Source organism: Gelidibacter algens (genome assembly GCF_001678675.1).
Classification (GTDB): domain Bacteria; phylum Bacteroidota; class Bacteroidia; order Flavobacteriales; family Flavobacteriaceae; genus Gelidibacter; species Gelidibacter algens.
This window is the reverse complement of the sequence record NZ_LZRN01000001.1, coordinates 14238-32363: the sequence shown is the minus strand read 5'-3', so window position 1 is coordinate 32363 and position 18126 is coordinate 14238. Positions and strand designations below refer to the sequence as shown.

At 38.8% G+C, this 18126-nt stretch carries 18 protein-coding genes; 9 read left to right on the top strand and 9 right to left on the bottom strand.

Features of this window, described 5'->3' with window-relative positions; all coding sequences use genetic code 11:
• Positions 1–22: 22 nt before the first annotated feature.
• From A9996_RS00155 to A9996_RS00130, 6 genes are all read left to right on the top strand, one after another.
• Positions 23–970 (top strand): hypothetical protein, encoded by a 948-nt coding sequence (locus tag A9996_RS00155; protein WP_146608952.1) that lies wholly within the window; start codon positions 23–25, stop codon positions 968–970.
• 408 nt (positions 971–1378) lie between these two features.
• Positions 1379–2575, top strand: a complete 1197-nt coding sequence (locus A9996_RS00150; RefSeq protein WP_066429506.1) for an MFS transporter — start codon at positions 1379–1381, stop codon at positions 2573–2575.
• Between the two features lie 444 nt (positions 2576–3019).
• Positions 3020–4714: a gamma-glutamyltransferase gene (ggt, locus tag A9996_RS00145; protein WP_066429502.1), complete on the top strand. Its 1695-nt coding sequence runs from the start codon at positions 3020–3022 to the stop codon at positions 4712–4714.
• Positions 4715–4783: 69 nt separating this feature from the next.
• Positions 4784–5311, top strand: a complete 528-nt coding sequence (locus A9996_RS00140; RefSeq protein WP_066429500.1) for a DUF6933 domain-containing protein — start codon at positions 4784–4786, stop codon at positions 5309–5311.
• Positions 5312–5456: 145 nt separating this feature from the next.
• Positions 5457–6014, top strand: a complete 558-nt coding sequence (locus A9996_RS00135; protein WP_317047117.1) for an alpha/beta hydrolase — start codon at positions 5457–5459, stop codon at positions 6012–6014.
• A gap of 339 nt (positions 6015–6353) precedes the next feature.
• Complete coding sequence (locus A9996_RS00130) at positions 6354–8150, top strand: serine hydrolase (protein WP_066429496.1); 1797 nt, start codon at positions 6354–6356, stop codon at positions 8148–8150.
• Positions 8151–8157: 7 nt separating this feature from the next.
• Here the strand turns inward: A9996_RS00130 and A9996_RS00125 are convergent, their stop codons facing one another.
• The 3 genes from A9996_RS00125 to A9996_RS00115 all read right to left on the bottom strand — a co-directional run bounded on the left by A9996_RS00125 (position 8158) and on the right by A9996_RS00115 (position 10536).
• Positions 8158–8952: a hypothetical protein gene (locus A9996_RS00125; protein ID WP_066429494.1), complete on the bottom strand. Its 795-nt coding sequence runs from the start codon at positions 8950–8952 to the stop codon at positions 8158–8160.
• 114 nt (positions 8953–9066) lie between these two features.
• Positions 9067–9813 (bottom strand): uracil-DNA glycosylase family protein, encoded by a 747-nt coding sequence (locus A9996_RS00120; RefSeq protein ID WP_066429492.1) that lies wholly within the window; start codon positions 9811–9813, stop codon positions 9067–9069.
• Positions 9814–10536 (bottom strand): hypothetical protein, encoded by a 723-nt coding sequence (locus A9996_RS00115; RefSeq protein WP_066429489.1) that lies wholly within the window; start codon positions 10534–10536, stop codon positions 9814–9816.
• A 100-nt stretch (positions 10537–10636) separates the two neighbouring features.
• Between A9996_RS00115 and A9996_RS00110 the strand changes: the two genes are divergently transcribed.
• Positions 10637–10768, top strand: coding sequence for a 30S ribosomal protein THX (locus tag A9996_RS00110; protein WP_066429486.1), 132 nt, complete (start codon positions 10637–10639; stop codon positions 10766–10768).
• A gap of 69 nt (positions 10769–10837) precedes the next feature.
• Here A9996_RS00110 and yaaA read toward each other — a convergent pair whose 3' ends face one another.
• From yaaA to A9996_RS00095, 3 genes are all read right to left on the bottom strand, one after another.
• Positions 10838–11596 (bottom strand): peroxide stress protein YaaA, encoded by a 759-nt coding sequence (gene yaaA, locus A9996_RS00105; RefSeq protein WP_066429483.1) that lies wholly within the window; start codon positions 11594–11596, stop codon positions 10838–10840.
• 268 nt (positions 11597–11864) lie between these two features.
• Positions 11865–12917 carry an RluA family pseudouridine synthase gene (locus A9996_RS00100; protein ID WP_066429478.1) on the bottom strand — a complete coding sequence of 351 codons (1053 nt, stop codon included), beginning with the start codon at positions 12915–12917 and terminating at the stop codon, positions 11865–11867.
• The gene (locus A9996_RS00095) at positions 12914–13480 is read right to left on the bottom strand and encodes a PASTA domain-containing protein (protein WP_066429475.1); all 567 of its coding nucleotides are present in this window, start codon (positions 13478–13480) and stop codon (positions 12914–12916) included. The genes A9996_RS00100 and A9996_RS00095 overlap by 4 nt, the downstream gene beginning before the upstream one ends.
• 273 nt (positions 13481–13753) lie before the next feature.
• Between A9996_RS00095 and A9996_RS00090 the strand changes: the two genes are divergently transcribed.
• Both A9996_RS00090 and coaD read left to right on the top strand, forming a co-directional pair.
• The gene (locus tag A9996_RS00090; protein WP_282955916.1) at positions 13754–14719 is read left to right on the top strand and encodes a D-alanine--D-alanine ligase; all 966 of its coding nucleotides are present in this window, start codon (positions 13754–13756) and stop codon (positions 14717–14719) included.
• Positions 14720–14830: 111 nt separating this feature from the next.
• On the top strand, positions 14831–15304 hold the full coding sequence (gene coaD / locus A9996_RS00085; RefSeq protein WP_066429470.1) for a pantetheine-phosphate adenylyltransferase: 474 nt from the start codon (positions 14831–14833) through the stop codon (positions 15302–15304).
• A 699-nt stretch (positions 15305–16003) separates the two neighbouring features.
• Here coaD and A9996_RS00080 read toward each other — a convergent pair.
• The 3 genes from A9996_RS00080 to A9996_RS00070 form a co-directional block, all read right to left on the bottom strand.
• Positions 16004–16960 (bottom strand): GSCFA domain-containing protein, encoded by a 957-nt coding sequence (locus tag A9996_RS00080; protein WP_066429463.1) that lies wholly within the window; start codon positions 16958–16960, stop codon positions 16004–16006.
• Between the two features lie 43 nt (positions 16961–17003).
• Complete coding sequence (locus tag A9996_RS00075; RefSeq protein ID WP_066429460.1) at positions 17004–17381, bottom strand: GxxExxY protein; 378 nt, start codon at positions 17379–17381, stop codon at positions 17004–17006.
• A gap of 212 nt (positions 17382–17593) precedes the next feature.
• Positions 17594–17971, bottom strand: a complete 378-nt coding sequence (locus A9996_RS00070; protein WP_066429457.1) for a GxxExxY protein — start codon at positions 17969–17971, stop codon at positions 17594–17596.
• Positions 17972–18126 lie beyond the last annotated feature (155 nt).

The following is an 18126-nucleotide window of genomic DNA, read 5'->3' as shown; positions in this document are numbered from 1 at the left end:
ACATATCTTTGTCAAAAAAAACATGACAACAGATTCTCAACCCAACACAATCAACCGTGCAATTTACATCCTCACAGTATTGCTTATGTTTAGCAATTATTCGTTTGCTCAAGACACTTTAAAGACGACAACCCAACCCATCCAGCTCGAAGAATTAGAGGGTTATACCCAAACATTCTATTATAGTCAGGGTCATATGGAAAGGGCTAAAAGCATTGCCCAGTTTATGGAGAATGCAGGAGCGTACTTTCAAAAAGAGATAGGGTTTACACCCAGAGCCAAACTTTACATCCTTTCCCCTCAACACTGGAAAGATTTTGCTGCCAAACCGCTCCATGAGGTCTATGGATTTCCACACAATGTAGATGAGGGACAATTGGTAATTGCAGTGGAAGACAATGATTTTTGGCGCAGCTTTTTGCCCCCTGTAGACAAACTTCCGTCCCATTTGGCAGCAGAGGTCACAAAAGCATATGGTAAACCAGACGGTTCTTTCAGTATGATGCCCTTCTTTGATTTACTCGCCTTACACGAAATGGGACATTCTTACACAGCACAGGCAGGTCTAAAAATGCACCGCTACTGGATGGGGGAATTGTTTGTAAACATCATGTTGCATACCTATATAGCCGAAAAACAACCCGAACTTTTGCCGGCTCTGGAAACTTTTCCAGATATGGTGGTAGGAGCAGGTACTGCCGATTATAATTATACAAGTCTAAATGACTTTGAAAAATTGTACCCTACTTTGGGCATGGGACCTAAAAATTACGGATGGTATCAAAGCAAACTCCATTCAGCCGCCAAGGATATTTACAATAGTGGTGGAAAAAACGTGTTAAAAAAACTTTGGATAGCATTAGAAAAGCATCAAGAAGAACTGACAGACGAAGAATTTATTAGCATTTTGAATAAAGAAGTGCATCCTTCAGTGGCAAATGTCTTTTTAGAATGGAATAAAACCGATTAATACAATGCCTAGTACTAACATTTTATATAATTTATTTTTAGTGTAGGCCTGCTTACGATAATCCCTAAAGATTTTCGATCCAATTTTCGTGCTTTTAACGCTTCCTCTGAAGCATCCCACAGTCCCTAAACATAACCCTCATCCTGCAAAAATAAATTTCTCACCCTATAGTGTACTAAAACAACAATCGCTAAATTACTTTCGTCGTTGTTGTGATATCTTGCCATCCTTAGCCCTTTACAAGTTAAACATTCCTGAGGCACTGTTGGTATTTCACACCAACAACACAAAAAAATTAATCCCGGTAGTTGAAAGAATGTACCATTGGCGATGAATTTCCCATTTATTCTATATTTGCAATTACCTTATTTATTCCAGTATATTTGGTACCATTGAATTCCCCTAAAAGTGAAACACGCCAAGACCATTCTCCCCATTATTGTAATCTCCCAGTTCTTCTGTACCTCCCTTTGGTTTGCGGGGAATGGCGTCATCACTGACCTTATTGTAGATTTCAGACTCAATGCAAATGCTTTAGGACACTTGACTTCAGCGGTACAATTTGGATTTATCATGGGCACACTCGTTTTTGCAATGTTGACTATTGCTGACCGATTTTCTCCTTCAAAAGTATTTTTAGTTAGTGCGTTATTGGGATCCGCGTTCAATTTAGGAATCATCTGGGAAGGGCATTCCATGATAAGTTTGCTATCATTGCGCTTTTTGACCGGCTTTTTTCTTGCCGGCATTTATCCCGTAGGCATGAAAATAGCTGCAGACTACTATCAAAAAGGACTTGGTAAGTCACTGGGCTTTTTAGTTGGTGCCTTGGTACTCGGCACTGCATTTCCGCATTTGTTAAAAGATATGTCTGGCAGCTACCCATGGAAATCTGTCCTGATGCTCACCTCATCTCTTGCGGTGTTAGGCGGCTTATTAATGGTCACTTTGGTGCCTGACGGTCCATTTAGAAAACCTGGCCAGCGCGCCGATTTGTCCGCTTTTGCTGGTGTCTTTAAAAATAAGGAGTTTCGATCGGTGGCCTTTGGGTATTTTGGTCATATGTGGGAGTTGTACGCCTTTTGGGCGTTTGTACCGATCATGCTAAAAAAATACAGTCTAGAACATCCTCAAGCATTGTTCAACGTGCCTTTTTTATCGTTTTTAATTATCGGAGTTGGTGGATTGGCGTGCGTTATTGGTGGCTATATTGCGCAAAAATCAGGCGCCAAAAAAACGGCCTTCATCGCCCTACTTTTATCTTGTGGCTGTTGCCTCATGTCTCCGTTATTTTTTGCCAGTGACTATGACGGCTTGTTTATCGGATTTCTTATGTTTTGGGGCATGGTGGTTATTGCCGACTCCCCCCTATTTTCAACACTAGTGGCCCAGAATGCAGCAGCAGAACTAAAAGGGACGGCACTCACCATCGTAAATTGCATCGGATTTTCTATAACCATACTGAGCATTCAGTTTATGTCCGGATTAATGACGTTGACAGATTCAAATAGCATTTTCACCATTTTGGCCATAGGTCCTGTTTTTGGTTTGATGGCCTTATACAGGAATACTAAGCAAACAGCATCCAATAAAATAGCAAGTTAAAAAATCCGCAACCTATCAAAAAAAGAACACTGCTGTATGACTATATTAGGTGTTTTAACAATAGGACAAATTTCATTCTAACACTTTAGCAATATTCTGATAAAAAAGGATACAAGTCAAAAACTGACCTAGCTATTCCTGATGCTATTTTGCAGTTGTTGACATTTTGCAACTAACTCGCCGTTATTGGTTTTCCAACAAAAACAGTAAAGTTGCGAAAGAGATACGTGCCCAGATCAAAACATCAACTTAATAATTCATTTATATTTAAAAAAAGTTGAGAATGTTAGTAAACACAACATTGGCAAGAATTCAGTGCCTATTTAGTGATGATCATTTCCCAAGCAATTAAAACCATCCTGCATGGTAGCTTCCTTTTTAATTTACTAAATTAGATGCAGCGCTAATGTAACTTATTTGACATCATAAAATAGAAACACAATCATGAAAGACTTCCATCCCTCTTTTATCATCGCTCTTTTTTTAGGAGCATTTTTATGTTCCACAACTAGTTTCGCTCAGACCTATGGCAAAAATGGCATGGTGGTTTCTGATAATGTGGTGGCGTCACAAGTGGGTACTGACATTCTAAAAAAAGGAGGCAATGCCATTGACGCTTCTGTTGCAACAGCTTTTGCGCTTGCCGTAACGCATCCGCAAGCAGGAAATATTGGTGGCGGCGGTTTCCTGGTGTATGTGGACGCCAATGGAACGTCAACCACCATTGATTTTAGAGAAAAAGCTCCTTTACTTGCCACTCCAACCATGTTTTTGGACGAGAGCGGCACCTTGATACCAGGCAGCAATCATGAAGGTCTGAAATCAGTTGGCGTACCAGGAACGGTCGCCGGTTTGTATTTGGCACATCAAAAATATGGGGTGTTGCCTTGGAAAGATTTGGTGCAACCCTCTGTAAATTTAGCAGAGAATGGTGTATTGTTATCCTACACACTTGCTAAGCATGCCAAAAGTTTCAACAACAGCTCAAGCGCTCCTCAGTTTCTGAAAGAGTATTACAAAAAACCAAATGGCGAATTAAACCAATTTGGCAACCTATGGATTCAAAATGCTTTAGCAAATACCCTAAAATTGATCAGGGACAAAGGCAAAGATGGTTTCTACAAAGGTGAAGTTGCCAAAGAAATTGCTGATTATATGAAAGCCAACGGCGGTATAATTACCCTTGAAGATTTGAGTAAATACAAAGCCATAGAACGCGAGGCCATTACAGGTACCTATAAGGATTATGGCATCATTTCCATGCCACCGCCAAGTTCTGGAGGTGTTGCCATTATTGAAATGCTGAACATCATGGAACAGGCCAATTTAGACTCCATCCCATTTAATTCTACCCCATATGTCCACTTGGTTGCTGAAACCATGCGACGTGCATTTGCCGACCGAGCGGAGTACCTTGGCGATCCTGATTTCAATTTGGAGATGCCGCTAGACAGATTGACTTCAAAGGAATTTGCTAAAATGAGATATGACAATATTGACCGAAACAAAGCCTCGGTAAGCGACACTCTAAAATTCGGCCAACTTTATGACGGTAAAAACACGACGCATTTATCGGTAATTGACAAACAAGGTAATGCGGTGTCCTTGACCTATACCCTTGAGCAATCTTACGGTTCAGGATTGGGCTCTCCAAAACTTGGGTTTATTTTCAATAATGAAATGGGCGATTTCAATCCGCAACCAGGTTATACAGACAGCGGCTGGTTGATTGGCACGGATCCTAATGTCATCCAACCAGAAAAACGAATGTTGAGCAGTATGAGTCCGACCGTTGTGACGAAAAATGGCAAACCCTATCTGATCATCGGTAGCCCGGGAGGACGCACCATCATCAACACGGTATTTCAAACCATCTTAAATGTCATCGCTTATGACATGCCCATTGATAAAGCTATTGAAGCCATGAAAATCCACCACCAGTGGTTTCCAGACAAACTGATCTTCGAAACAGATTTAATGTCTCCAGATACTCAAAAAGCATTGGAGCAAATGGGACATCAGTTGATTGGAACGGAAAATTTGGGGCGCCTGATGGGCATTTTAGTCCCTACGGATGCTGCTATTTATATTGGCGCAACTGATTCCTCAAGTCCTGATGGAGCCGCGGTGGGGTATTAACATTTTAATGATATCATGGACACTGCTTTACAACGCCGTTTGACCAATTAACACATATACAAAATTTAAATGCGCACACCAATCCATACTTCCAAGAAACTCGAAAAACTAATTACGAAGATTGTCAAACCGCAAAGCACAGATGCACAATGCGGAATTCTCGGCAAATGGAATGCCACGGTTTTTTATGTAGACCGCAAAAAATGCTGGCTCATTTTGAATGCGAAAACACAGTACGCAGTGATTTTGACGGATATAAAATCTTCCGATCTGAACGCTATTGATGACCTTTTCAAGAACGCCTTCTATAGCCAATTGATCTATGATGGGATGATTAAGGATTTCGAGAAAATAGATGCCCTCATTGGCCGCTTGGATTTTTTGCCTACCGACAACGATAAGAAAACCACAGGATTTCAAAATTACAAACTTCAGGATTTGAAAATATGGCAGTACCAATTTGGTACCTTAGAGGACATGCCAATGAAAGAATTAAGCAGTCGTCTGAACCGCACGCCCATACATCTTGGCACAAGTAAGAAAATGTCTGAATTTACAACGTCCACTGAAGCGATGAACATACTTTTAAGTTTTTAGATTCCGAATGAAAAACATACGTTCCATCAAAAAACTCAGCATATCGAAAAGAACTTGTTTGATCGGCATAGTATATGGTATCAGCTTAATGGCATGTAACACAAAAAATGAAGACCGCTTTATTTTTTTTCTCCACAATCGATTTTTGGAAACACATGACCTGGAGGAACTACATCCCGAATACGGCAAAACGGCCTATTTGGAAATCATTTCAAAATTTGAAGATAACGGGTTCACCGTCTTAAGCGAAAAAAGAAATGGCAACGTCAACGCTAGAGATTACGCCATTTTGATCACCTCCCAAATTGACAGTTTGATCAGGACAGGAGTTTTAGCCCAACATATAACCGTGGTTGGCACTTCTAAAGGCGGCTATATCGCCCAATATGTTTCTACCCTCACAAATAATAAAGATTTGAACTTTGTGTTTATTGGAAGTTTTCAAGAACTTGATCTCCAAAATATTCCTGAAATCAACTTCTGTGGTAATATTTTGACCATTTATGAAGCCTCTGATCCATTTGGCGCTTCTGCACTTAAAAGAAAAGAAAATTCCACTTGTAAGATCGCGAATTTTGAGGAAATTGAACTGCATACTGGGTTGCGCCACGGTTTTTTATTTCAGCCATTGGATGCATGGATGCACCCCACAATGGCATGGGCCAATGGGAATTATGGTTTGGAATACGCTAACAAACATTAAGGGTGCCCACATTTCAACAATGCATTTTATGAACCGTATCCTGAAACTTATGAGCAAAAGTTTGTTTGTTGAGCATGTTTCTTATATAAGAACGAAGACCGACGCACTGTAAAAATCAACGCTTTAATTTAGCATAACGCCAATTGATAGCAGCTTTAAATTGACTCTAAAACATAATTGGACAACAGGTTTCCAGAGGAATAGAATCTATTTTTTAAAATTGTCACGGTTTTTCGGAGGCATGTTAAATGAATATATATAGTCAACTATTTCAACAAAATACGTAACTTTTCCAGACATAAGACTACTCATTACCTAATCCATCAAAACCACTATGTTATGAAAAAGTTTATCTGCCTTCTCTTTTGTTTCGTCCTCTTCACATCTATCAACGCTCAAACCGACAAGCGCCTCAAAGGCATTGAAAAAGATCTCAACGCCATTTTAGAAGCCACAAAAGCCCCTGGATTTTCTGTTGCTGTAGTTGATGGTGACAAAATTATTTATGCCAAAGGTTTTGGTTACCGCGATTATGAAAATAAAGTTCCTGTAGATGCCAATACCTTGTTTGCCATTGGATCTTCCACAAAAGCCTTTACCTCTGCCCTTTTGGGTCAATTACGAGCGGAAGACAAGTTATCTTTTGATGACAGTCCCATCACATACATTCCCAAATTAAAATTTTATAATGATGATTTAGACAATCATATTATCATTAAGGATTTGATGCGTCATAGCACAGGCTTACCACGCCATGATTTGAGCTGGTATTTATTTCCTTCCGCAGATAAGGATAGTTTAATTGAAAGGATTGCGTATCAGGAACCTTTTACTGACCTCCGGAAAGAATGGCACTACAACAATTTTATGTTTTTGGCGCAAGGCGTCATCGCTGAAAAAATAACAGGCCAATCTTGGGAAGATAATATTAAGACCCGCTTTTTTGAACCTTTAGGCATGTCGCGTTCACAAACCTTGTTGACCGACTTGGAAAAGAGTGATAATGCCGCATTGGGATACGAGCTCAAAAAAGATGACAAGATCAGCAAAATGGACTATTATGACATTTCAGGGATGAGCCCTGCAGGAAGTATTTATAGCAGTGCCAATGATATGGCGAAATGGTTAAAAATGTGGATCAACAAAGGAAAACACAACGCTGAAGAAATTTTACCAGAAGCTTATATCAGTGAAGCTATGAGCTCTCAAATGGTGATGACTGGCGCTTTGCCAGATAAAGAAAATCCAGATTTACACTTTGCAAATTATGGTTACGGCTGGATGCTCTCGTCTTATAAAGGACATTACCGCGTGGAGCATGGCGGTAATATCGATGGATTTTCGGCAAGTGTGGCGTTTTTTCCGAGCGATAGTTTAGGGGTTGTGGTGTTGGCCAATCAAAATGGATCTTCAGTACCCAATTTGGTCAGAAATACTATTGCCGACCGACTTCTTGGAGAAAAAACCACAGATTGGACCAAACGTTTTTTAGAAGGACAGGAGAAGGCAAAAAAGATGGAAGAAGAATTGAAGCTGAACGATACGTCTACACAGATTAAAAATACCAGTCCCTCGCATATAAAACAAGAGTATTCAGGGTCGTATGAAAATGCCGGTTATGGTAGCTTTGATGTGGCGGTTGAAAACGACTCCCTATTTGCGAGCTTTAAGAGGATGAAGGTATATTTAAAACATTACCATTATGATGTCTTTGAACCTTACGAAGTGACAAAAACAGGCATCGACACAACTGATGCAGGCCCAATGCGATTCAATTTTGCCACCAATGACGTTGGTGATATTTCAAGTGTTTCCCTAAAGGCAGAAGCCGCACTGGAACCCATTGTCTTCAAACGCACCCCAAACACGATTGACGTGAGCAGTTCGGATTTGGAAAAATACGTAGGCGATTACAGTTTGATGGGCACCCCTTTAAAAATATATACTAAAAATGAAACTGTGCTTTATCTTTTTGTTCCTGGACAACCAGAATATGAACTCATGCCAACTGAAAAACATAAATTTTCACTTAAAGTGCTAGACGGTTATAAGATAGAATTTTTAGAGACCGACAAGGTCATTACAGATATGAATTTGATTCAACCCAACGGGACGTTTAAGGCGAAGAAAGAGTAAGGTGAGCTTATTGAAAATACTCCTTACACTTCTCTACGGGACTCGTCTCCTTGTTTTGATAGCCATGCACCATACTGCTCACAATTAACACTAGAGCCGCACCTCCTGCAATATAGGCGATCGTGGTTTCTATCTCATAATTGCTATAGGCAATGGCAATGAGTGCCCAAGCGCCAACCAGGGCAAATTCGCGCATATTACGCGTCCAAGTCACTAGCAAATTAACGATTAAAGCTCCAAGGATCATAAAAATGGTCCAAGCCTCTTCTGACATTCCGAAACCATCCCATTCTATTTTAATCAAGTAAGAGGATACGTTGGCGATGCTTGCTACCGTTACCCAGCCACTATAAAACACAAAAGGCCACCACAAAAACGCAATGACAGACATTGGGGCATCCCAAAGTTCCATGGCATTGTTCATGACGATTTTCAATAAGGAGAACAACAATAAAAAGATAAAAATACAAGACAAACCTGTATAACCGTAGAGCCATAAGAATACCCATGCAGAGTTGGCCATACAAGAGATTACAAACCACCACCCTATTTTAAGTACAAAGTCATCATCTCTCACTTTTACAAAAAGACTCCTGCCTTGATATATAATAAAGCCAAGCAATAGCAAATAGATAAACCCCCAAATGGCAAAAGCATAGCCCGCCGGCGTAAACAAAGAATTTAAACCATTGGAAACTTCACCTATGGTCGTGTTATTGATAGCGCCAGTATTTGACAGATAGTTGATAATAATGGTGGATACGAGCGCAATACCATTGCTAATTTGTAGAACTTTTTTCATAGAGGTGTCCCGCACAATGGGAGATTAGGTGTTAAATAAATGCAGCCCTTGAGCCAGCCCTTGAATTTACAAAATATGACGTACTAAATTAACACATTTGAATGAGGTATTGACTCAAAAAAACTCTCGGTATTGCAGCACTCTAAAATCGAAGGTATTGAAATCCGTGCCAAGACTCCGGGATTTAGCTTTGAGCTGTTGGTATAAAGGCATCCTGCTGATGGAAATATTGGCGGCACCCGAGCCTGAGGTAAGTGAAACGGTTTTGATGATTCTGTTTGCAAGACCTCCTGATTCTGATAGAGCTGAAAGGTTTGATCCTTCGACTGTAGGCAGTGTGTTGGGTATTTCCAATGCTCCAAGAATCTCAAATTCATGAATGCGTGGCACTTGGTCGGAAACGACTTTTAATTGTAAGCCGTGGGACTTCAAATGCTTTCTAAAAAAATATTCCGGTCCGTTTTTGCTGTTGCCTCCTGTAAAAAGCAAGGTGTCAATGTTAGGATAGATTTGAAGATACCCAAGCAGGTTTCGTAATTGAATGTTTTTCATCCCCAGATCTGACGCATCAATCTTTTCGCGCTCTGCACTTTCAACAATATCACAAACACCAATTTTTTGTGACATTAGAAAATCTTTCCGCTGGGTCACCGCTTCTTGTGAGTTATCGAACCTCAAATTAAGATCATGGATCTTATCAATAAACAACCAGAGCGAATTAAAATAACTGCCGTAACAAAAATCGACATCCTTTTCCAACAACTCCCCTACTGAAAACCGTGGCGGTGGTAGGGTGCCCACAATCAGTTTGGTAGTATCTTCATTGATGAAAGGTGGATATGGATGTTTGTGAACAAACATTTAGAGGCTGTTTTTCAATTTCTCTACTTCAAGAATGGTGGCTTTATAAACACGAAGATTCATTTTGGTCATGTTTTGCATCTCTCCATAAAGCTCCTCCAGCAGCGCTTTGGCATCATTGGTTTTGTCTAGACTTACTAAAAATTTTGCAAACGATAAACGTTCATTATAATTACAGTAAGGTCTGTCAATTATTTTTAATTGGGTCTCCGCTTCTTCAGTTCGGCCCTTTTCTGCTAAAGACATTCCGTAAAGAAATGGAATATCTGACTTTCCATATTCCTTGTAACTTTCCACACTTTCACTGTGCGCAATGACCGCATCATAGTCTTTGTTGTAATAATAGGCTTTAATTAATTGTGATTTGGCATAAAACCCGTTTTGGGTCTTGTCTTCCAAAGCTTTAGTGTAGTGCACAATTGCCTTGGAATAGCTATGAGATGCGAGGTAGGCATCAGCAAGATTGATCCTGTTTTGATAGGTTTCCGAAAATTCCAGTTTCTGTTCCAACATTCTCACTTTCTTGGAAGGATCAATGATTGTGGTTATATTCTCCTGAATTTTTTCGGTATCGCGCTTAGTGAATACTTGGGTCGCCAAATAAATAATACAGCCTACGAGCGGCAAAAAAACAATTGCAAAAATCCAATAATATGAATTCCTATTTTTGAATAGGTGATAGATACAAAAGGCTTGAAAAGCGATAATAAAGTAATAGTACATTTGTTAAATTAAAATTAATTTCTATATATAGTGGTTTGGAGTACTAAAATTGAGTACCTTCAAAAGTACTTCATTTTAACGACTAGTAAATTTACAACACATGGGAAAAGGTGACAAAAAATCGAGACGCGGAAAAATACAACGCGGGAGTTATGGGGTAAGACGCCCTAGAATTAAAAAAAGACCAACAACGCTTGAAAAAATAAGTGTCGACAAAAAATCTAAACCTTAAGGTTGCTATAAGACCTAGTTTCCATTGGGTTCTACACAGAGAATTTATCCAATGTGACCATCCGTTCCTTCATCTCGTAAACACCAATTTGTTGTCTGCAGAAAGCTTTTCATGAAATCTGTAGTTTTCTAAATCGAAACCTTTAACATCATCAAGAGTTTCTGAATTGTTGTCAATGATATAGCGGGTCATAAGGCCGCGTGCCAGTTTTGCATATATCCCAATAGTTTTATAATCCCCATTTTTCAATTCCTTGAAATCAACATCTATTACAGGTACTTTCAAAGTTTTAGTGTCTACAGCCTTAAAATATTCAACACTCGCCAAATTCAGGAATATTTCACCGTCCTTTAATTCGTTATTCAAAGCGTTTGTAATATCCTTTTTCCAAAACTCATACAAATTTTTATGTTTGCCGACACTCAATTTCGTACCCATTTCCAAACGGTAAGGCTGAATGAGATCCAAAGGCTTCAAAACGCCATACAATCCTGAAAGAATCCGCACAGTATCCTTAACCTTCTCTATTTTATTTTTGGGAATGGTGTAAGCATCCAAACCTCTATACACATCGCCATTGAACGCGTAAATTGCAGGGCGTGCATTCTCTTTAGTAAATGGTATTTCCCACTCCTGATTGCGCTCATAATTGAGTTGGCTTAAATCTTTAGAAATACTCATAAGCTCTGATAGGGCTTTGACAGATTTCTTTTTGAGCAACTTGTTCAACTGCTCTGAGTGTTTTAAAAATTCCGGCTGTGTGCTTTTTTCTGTGGGTAATGTGGTTTCAAAATCTAAGGATTTTGCTGGGGATAATACGAGTTTCATAGTAATGCCCACCAAAGCGGGTATCTTATTAAAGGATTCATAACATTTTTGATATTCAAAATTACGAAACAAATTCCAATTACGCGAGCCGATGCGTTAAGGATTGAACGGCATGTTTGAGCTCCCTGCCTTGGCGGGCAGGCGCGGTGGAAGGGAGCGAGTAGTGAAAGCCTGACCCTCTGGAAATTTATTGAAAGAGGGTAACGCCCAAATAAAAATAGTCTTGAACCCGATTATGCCAAGAAAATCTTAGAAAAAAATAGCTGGATTATTCGAGATCCATCTCTTGATGCTTGGAATAATGGCGCCACTTTTCAATACACGCCTGAATATCTTGAGGCACCTCAGAATCAAAACTCATAAACTTGCCGGTTGTAGGATGGTCAAAACCCAAGGTTTTAGCGTGCAAGGCCTGACGTGGCAAAATTTTGAAGCAATTGTCAACAAACTGTTTGTATTTGGAAAATGTAGTCCCCTTTAGGATTTTCTCCCCACCGTAGCGGGCATCGTTAAAAAGAGTATGTCCAATATATTTCATGTGCACACGAATTTGGTGCGTTCGTCCAGTTTCTAATTTACAGGACACCAAGGTTACATAACCCAAGCGCTCCAGCACTTTATAATGGGTAACGGCAGGTTTGCCCTTGTCTTCATCATCACCAAAATAAACAGTATTCTGCAATCTGTTTTTTGGATGTCTGCCAATATTGCCTTCAATTGTGCCTTCCTCTTCATCTACATTGCCCCAAACTATCGCAATATATTCGCGCTCACTGGTTTTATTAAAGAATTGTTTGGAAAGGTTTGCCATGGCCGCTTCAGTTTTGGCAATAACCAACAATCCGCTGGTATCTTTATCAATACGATGCACTAAACCAGGTCTGTTACTGGAATTGTTGGGCAAATTTTCAAAATGATAGATTAGGGCATTGATGAGTGTGCCCGAATAATTCCCGTGACCGGGATGCACAACCATGCCTGCTTCTTTATTGACCACCAGCAAATCATCATCCTCATACACAATATTGAGTGGAATGTCCTCTGGTGTCAGCAAATATTCATAAGGAGGATGCTCAAAAAGCACGCGAATCTTATCAAATGGTTTGACTTTATAATTAGATTTGACAGGAAGGTCATTGACATAGATACTGCCATTTTTGGCTGCTGCCTGAATTTTATTACGCGTGGCGTTTTCAATAAAATTCATCAAGTATTTATCAATTCTCAGTGGCGTCTGGCCTTTTTCAGCTGTAAAAGCATAATGCTCATACAACTCATCATCGTTTTGCTCTTCTAAATTTTGGTTGGTGTCTTCTATCATAAGTCGTTTATACCTCTATTACCATTTCCTAAAACCAAATCAATTTTGGAGGTCATTGGGAGTAAATCGCCCGCTTTGACCGCTTTGCCCTCAAATGAAATGGATTGTACTTCATCTTTACCAATATCATCTATATAGGAGATTTTACCCACCTCAAAACCAATTGCTTCCAGTGTTGGCTTGGCTTGACGAAAGGTTCGACCCACTACAATAGGCAGTTCCACTTTGCGGAAACCTGACGGATTTAGAATCAAATATATTTTTCGGTCTTCTTTAACCTGACTGCCCGCTGTTGGGTATTGCTCAATAACAGAAAATTTTGGATAGCTAGGATTGTAATTCGCAGAATCTTGGATTTCCATGGTCAAATCATTGTCCTTTAATTCAATTTTAGCGGTTTCTATGGTTTTTCCTGCTAAATCAGGAACCGTTACAAAACTCCCATGGTTGGTGCGATAGTCTAACCACTTTAACGCTAAAAAACTCAACACTATAATGGCAACAACAGCAAGGACAATTTGTTTCAAAAACACTTTACTCGTTAAAAATTTTCTAAGACTCATGAACGTTAGTTATAAGTGGCAAATATATAAAAACACAACCGTTTTTTCTTTTGCTTTTAATGTGATATTTTTGTTTTGGATAGAATGCCACGAATTCACCAATGATAAACAGCAAAAAAGCGCATTTATTGTGACTTCAATGGATGACTATAGAAGCGGGTGAAAGGGTTTCCAGTTTTTTATAGAAAAGTATTCGCTTCCCGACGTTTCGGGAGTAATAAAATAGTAACGGTGAGATTCCCAAATTTTTGGAAATAGATATGAAAAAAAAACATTGCCATCATCATGGGAGGTTATTCGAGTGAGTTCGAGATTTCCCTCAACAGCGGACAAGTGGTTTATGAAACTCTTGACCCAGCCAAATATAATGCGCACCGCATTCATGTTTTTAAGAACAAATGGGTGTACGTGGATACCGACAATCAGGAACATGCCATCGACATGAATGATTTTTCCGTAACCATTAAAAACACCAAAACTACTTTTGATTGTGTTTTTAATGCCATTCACGGCACTCCTGGAGAGGATGGCTTTATGCAAGGTTATTTGGAGTTGCTAAATATTCCACAGACGAGTTGTAATATGTACCAAGCGGCTTTGACCTTTAACAAGCGTGATTGTTTAAGCACCCTAAAACCTTATGGTATTAAAACCGCTGAATCTTATTATGTGAATTTTGGTGATGCCATTGATGAAGATGCCATTATTGCGAAAGTTGGTCTGCCTTGTTTTGTGAAAGCGAACAAAGCAGGAAGCAGTTTTGGAATCAGTAAAGTCTATAAAAAAGAAGAGTTTGTCAAGGCGCTTGAGGTGGCATTTAAGGAAGATGACGAAGTGATTATTGAGTCTTTTTTGGATGGTATTGAAGTATCCGTGGGGGTTATTACTTATAAAGGCGAAGTGACCGTGCTCCCTATAACGGAGATTGTGAGCAATAATGATTTTTTTGATTATCAGGCCAAATATTTAGGCCAATCCCATGAAATTACCCCGGCAAGATTGTCAACGGAACAAGAAGAGAAAGTAAGAACAATTGCCAAAAAAGTCTATGAAGTTTTAAAAATGAAAGGCTTTAGCCGCAGTGAATATATTTTTAAGGATGGTGAACCACATTTGTTGGAAGTCAATACCGTACCTGGGATGACCAAAGCCAGCATCTTACCGCAGCAGGCAGCAGCTGCTGGTATTAGTTTATCAGATTTGTTTGGGAATGCGATTGAGGAATGTCTGAAAAAATAAAGTTCTAATCACTCATATGCTCGAAAAATCTTGTAAAAAAAGAATTGTATATTTGAATTTACACTCATAAACCAGTCCCGAAGTTTCGGGACTTATTTCTCAGGAATTACTATGAAACGCGCACTCTTTCCAGGATCTTTTGATCCCATTACCTTAGGTCATTATGACATCATCAAAAGAGGCATCCATTTATTTGATGAAGTGGTCATTGCCATTGGCATCAATGCCGATAAAAACTATATGTTTTCTTTAGAAGAGCGCCTCAAATTTATAGAAATGGAATTTAAGGATGAGCCCAAAGTAAAGGTCATGACGTATAAAGGACTGACTATCGATTTTTGTAAGGAGATTGATGCGGAATTTATTTTGAGAGGGTTGCGCAATCCTGCCGACTTTGAATTTGAAAAAGCAATCGCGCATACCAACAGAAAACTTTCCCGAATTGAAACTGTTTTTTTACTGACCGCCGCAAGAACGTCTTATATCTCCTCTTCCATTGTGCGGGATGTGATCAGGAATAATGGCGACTATACTGTTTTGGTGCCGGATAGTGTAAGGGTTCAAGGTTCAAAAAAACTTCTTTAAATAATACGTGAACATTGCCGCACGTGATTCCATAATTCAAAAAAACGCGAATATATAATCCAAACACGCAGATGTCATTTGACAAGACTTAAGAGAATTGTTTTTGGCACACTATTGAAACAATGGAGGATCAAACCAATAAAAAAGCATCAGAAACAAACCAAGCTTTGAAGCTTTGGAGATAACTGACGCCTTTTTAACAATTGATTAATAGCATAACTAATATAGAGCTAAATGTCTGTTTGTCTGTGTTTTTTTCGACCAAGGGCAATTAAAAAAGATTAAGCGTATTGTAAGAGTATTACATCTATTCCTTTTCGCAACATGCACGCCATCAATCACTTAGCCATAGATTTATTTATACTTATCTAGGCGCTATTATTAAATGCACCAGCAATCTATTCTCGGGTTTAATATATTCTCACGGAATTCCATTTTTCATCTTTTTCCTGTCCTTTTCACCATTATCAAGTCTATACCTTGATATCATTTCAATAATACCAATTGTGTTTTTTAAGTAGCCATTGTTGTTAACTATAGGGAGGCATTTTTTTGAGGGCCTTGCCCTTTGAAGAAGCAAACATCACTGAGCGCCTATTGTTTCTTCTCCTTAATTATTAGAGTCTTTGCAGGAGAAAAAAAATTTAAACCTTTAGGATGTCAGGAATACAATGGCCGCTAGATTAGAGTTTCCTGTAATTAAAAGGTCATATGTTTAAACTTTGCATGAAGGGTTTCCTTTCTACGCTGCAACTGTGCTAAAAATTTGGAATGAGCTTCAGAATTTGGATTAAACGCTTGATGCGACATTCCCTTCTGAATACTGTCCACTTCCACCATAGTTTCTAAAGCATCCTCAGACATCCAAACCTTCTGAAATTTCTCCCAAATATAATTTATGGCGGTAGCATTTGGGTGCAGCATGTCTTCAGCATAAAAACGATAGTCCCGAAGTTCATCCATCATAAGTTCATACGATGAAAAATAGAAATTTCCACTTTCTGATTTATTTGCCAACAAGGCATGAATGGCTGCAATTAAATGCGCTTTACTTTGTGTGTTCTCGACAAAACCATCTTTGATATGACGTATTGGCGACACCGTAAAAATAACTGTAGCAGCAGCATTTACACCTTTAATTTTATGCATCAACGTTTGAAGTGACTCTGTAATTTCTTTGACGGACAGTAATTCTTTTTTGAAATTCTGTTGGGATACCTTGTGGCAATTGGCCACAGCAAAATTAGATGTATGATGTTTGTATACCCAAGCAGTGCCCAAAGTAAGTACCACATGACTGGCCTCTTTAAGCTGCTGCTTTGTAAGATCCAGTTGCATGTTCAAATTGGCAAGCATCATCTCTTTAGAACTGTTGCTCATTTGAGAATGGGCATCATAACAATGCCATTGTTCATTATGAAAGAAGATGTCATTTGCAACATATTTTTTGTCATCAATAGCTCTGAAAACAAGCGTTTCAATGGCCTTGGGATGAAACAAGATGCCAAACGGATTTTGATGACTTTGAAATTTAAAGTAGGCTAGCTTCTGACCTATGTTTTCTACAAAACATGACCCCAATAAAAATATCTTAGACCGATAATCGATCAGGTTTTCTGTTCTTTTATGAAGTGGGATTTGGGTTTGTAGTTTCATTTGTTTGGCTCGCAGAGTCGCAGAGACGCTGAGTTTAAAATCTTTAAAGCTTATTAACTATTCTTGTAATTCCGGATTTTATTAATGGGCTATTAAAATTGATCAACAATCCCAATTTCAAGCCAGTGAGTCTCAAATAGGTCAGTACTTGTTTTGGATGAACGGGATGAATTTCTTCAACGGATTTTATTTCGACAATAACTTTTTTCTCAACTATTAAATCTGATCTGTAACCTAGATCGAGTTTAATATCTTTCCACAGAACTGGCAGTGGTTTTTGTCTTTCAACAAACAATCCCTTTGCTCTCAACTCATAACAAAGAATTTCCTCATAAACAGATTCCAATAATCCAGGACCCAAAGACACATGAATGTGATAACAAGCATCTACAATAATACCAGAAATCTCATTTTCGGTCATAAGTTTTCTTTTTGTTTGGCTCGCAGAGTCGCAAAGGCGTAAAGCTTATTGGTGTTAATAAATTATTTCCCAATTCTTGCAATGCTACTACCGGTTAGAAGTATTAAAGTTAACAATAATCTAATTTGTAATAGTACATCACATTTCATTTTATTTCATGAGTTTTCGTTTATTTGGCTCGCAGAGTCGCAGAGACGCTGAGTTTAAAATCTTTAAAGCTTATTAACTATTCTTGTAATTCCGGATTTTATTAATGGGCTATTAAAATTGATCAACAATCCCAATTTCAAGCCAGTGAGTCTCAAATAGGTCAGTACTTGTTTTGGATGAACGGGATGAATTTCTTCAACGGATTTTATTTCGACAATAACTTTTTTCTCAACTATTAAATCTGTTCTGTAACCTAGATCGAGTTTAATATCTTTCCACAGAACTGGCAGTGGTTTTTGTCTTTCAACAAACAATCCCTTTGCTCTCAACTCATAACAAAGAATTTCCTCATAAACCGATTCCAATAACCAAGGACCCAATGACACATGAATGTGATAACAAGCATCTACAATAATACCAGAAATCTCATTTTCGGTCATAAGTTTTCTTTTTGTTTGGCTCGCAGAGTCGCAGAGCTTATTGGTTTATTTTAATTATTAAGTATTCGTTTGTTTGGCTCGCAGAGTCGCAGAGACGCTGAGTTTAAAATCTTTAAAGCTTATTAACTATTCTTGTAATTCCGGATTTTATTAAC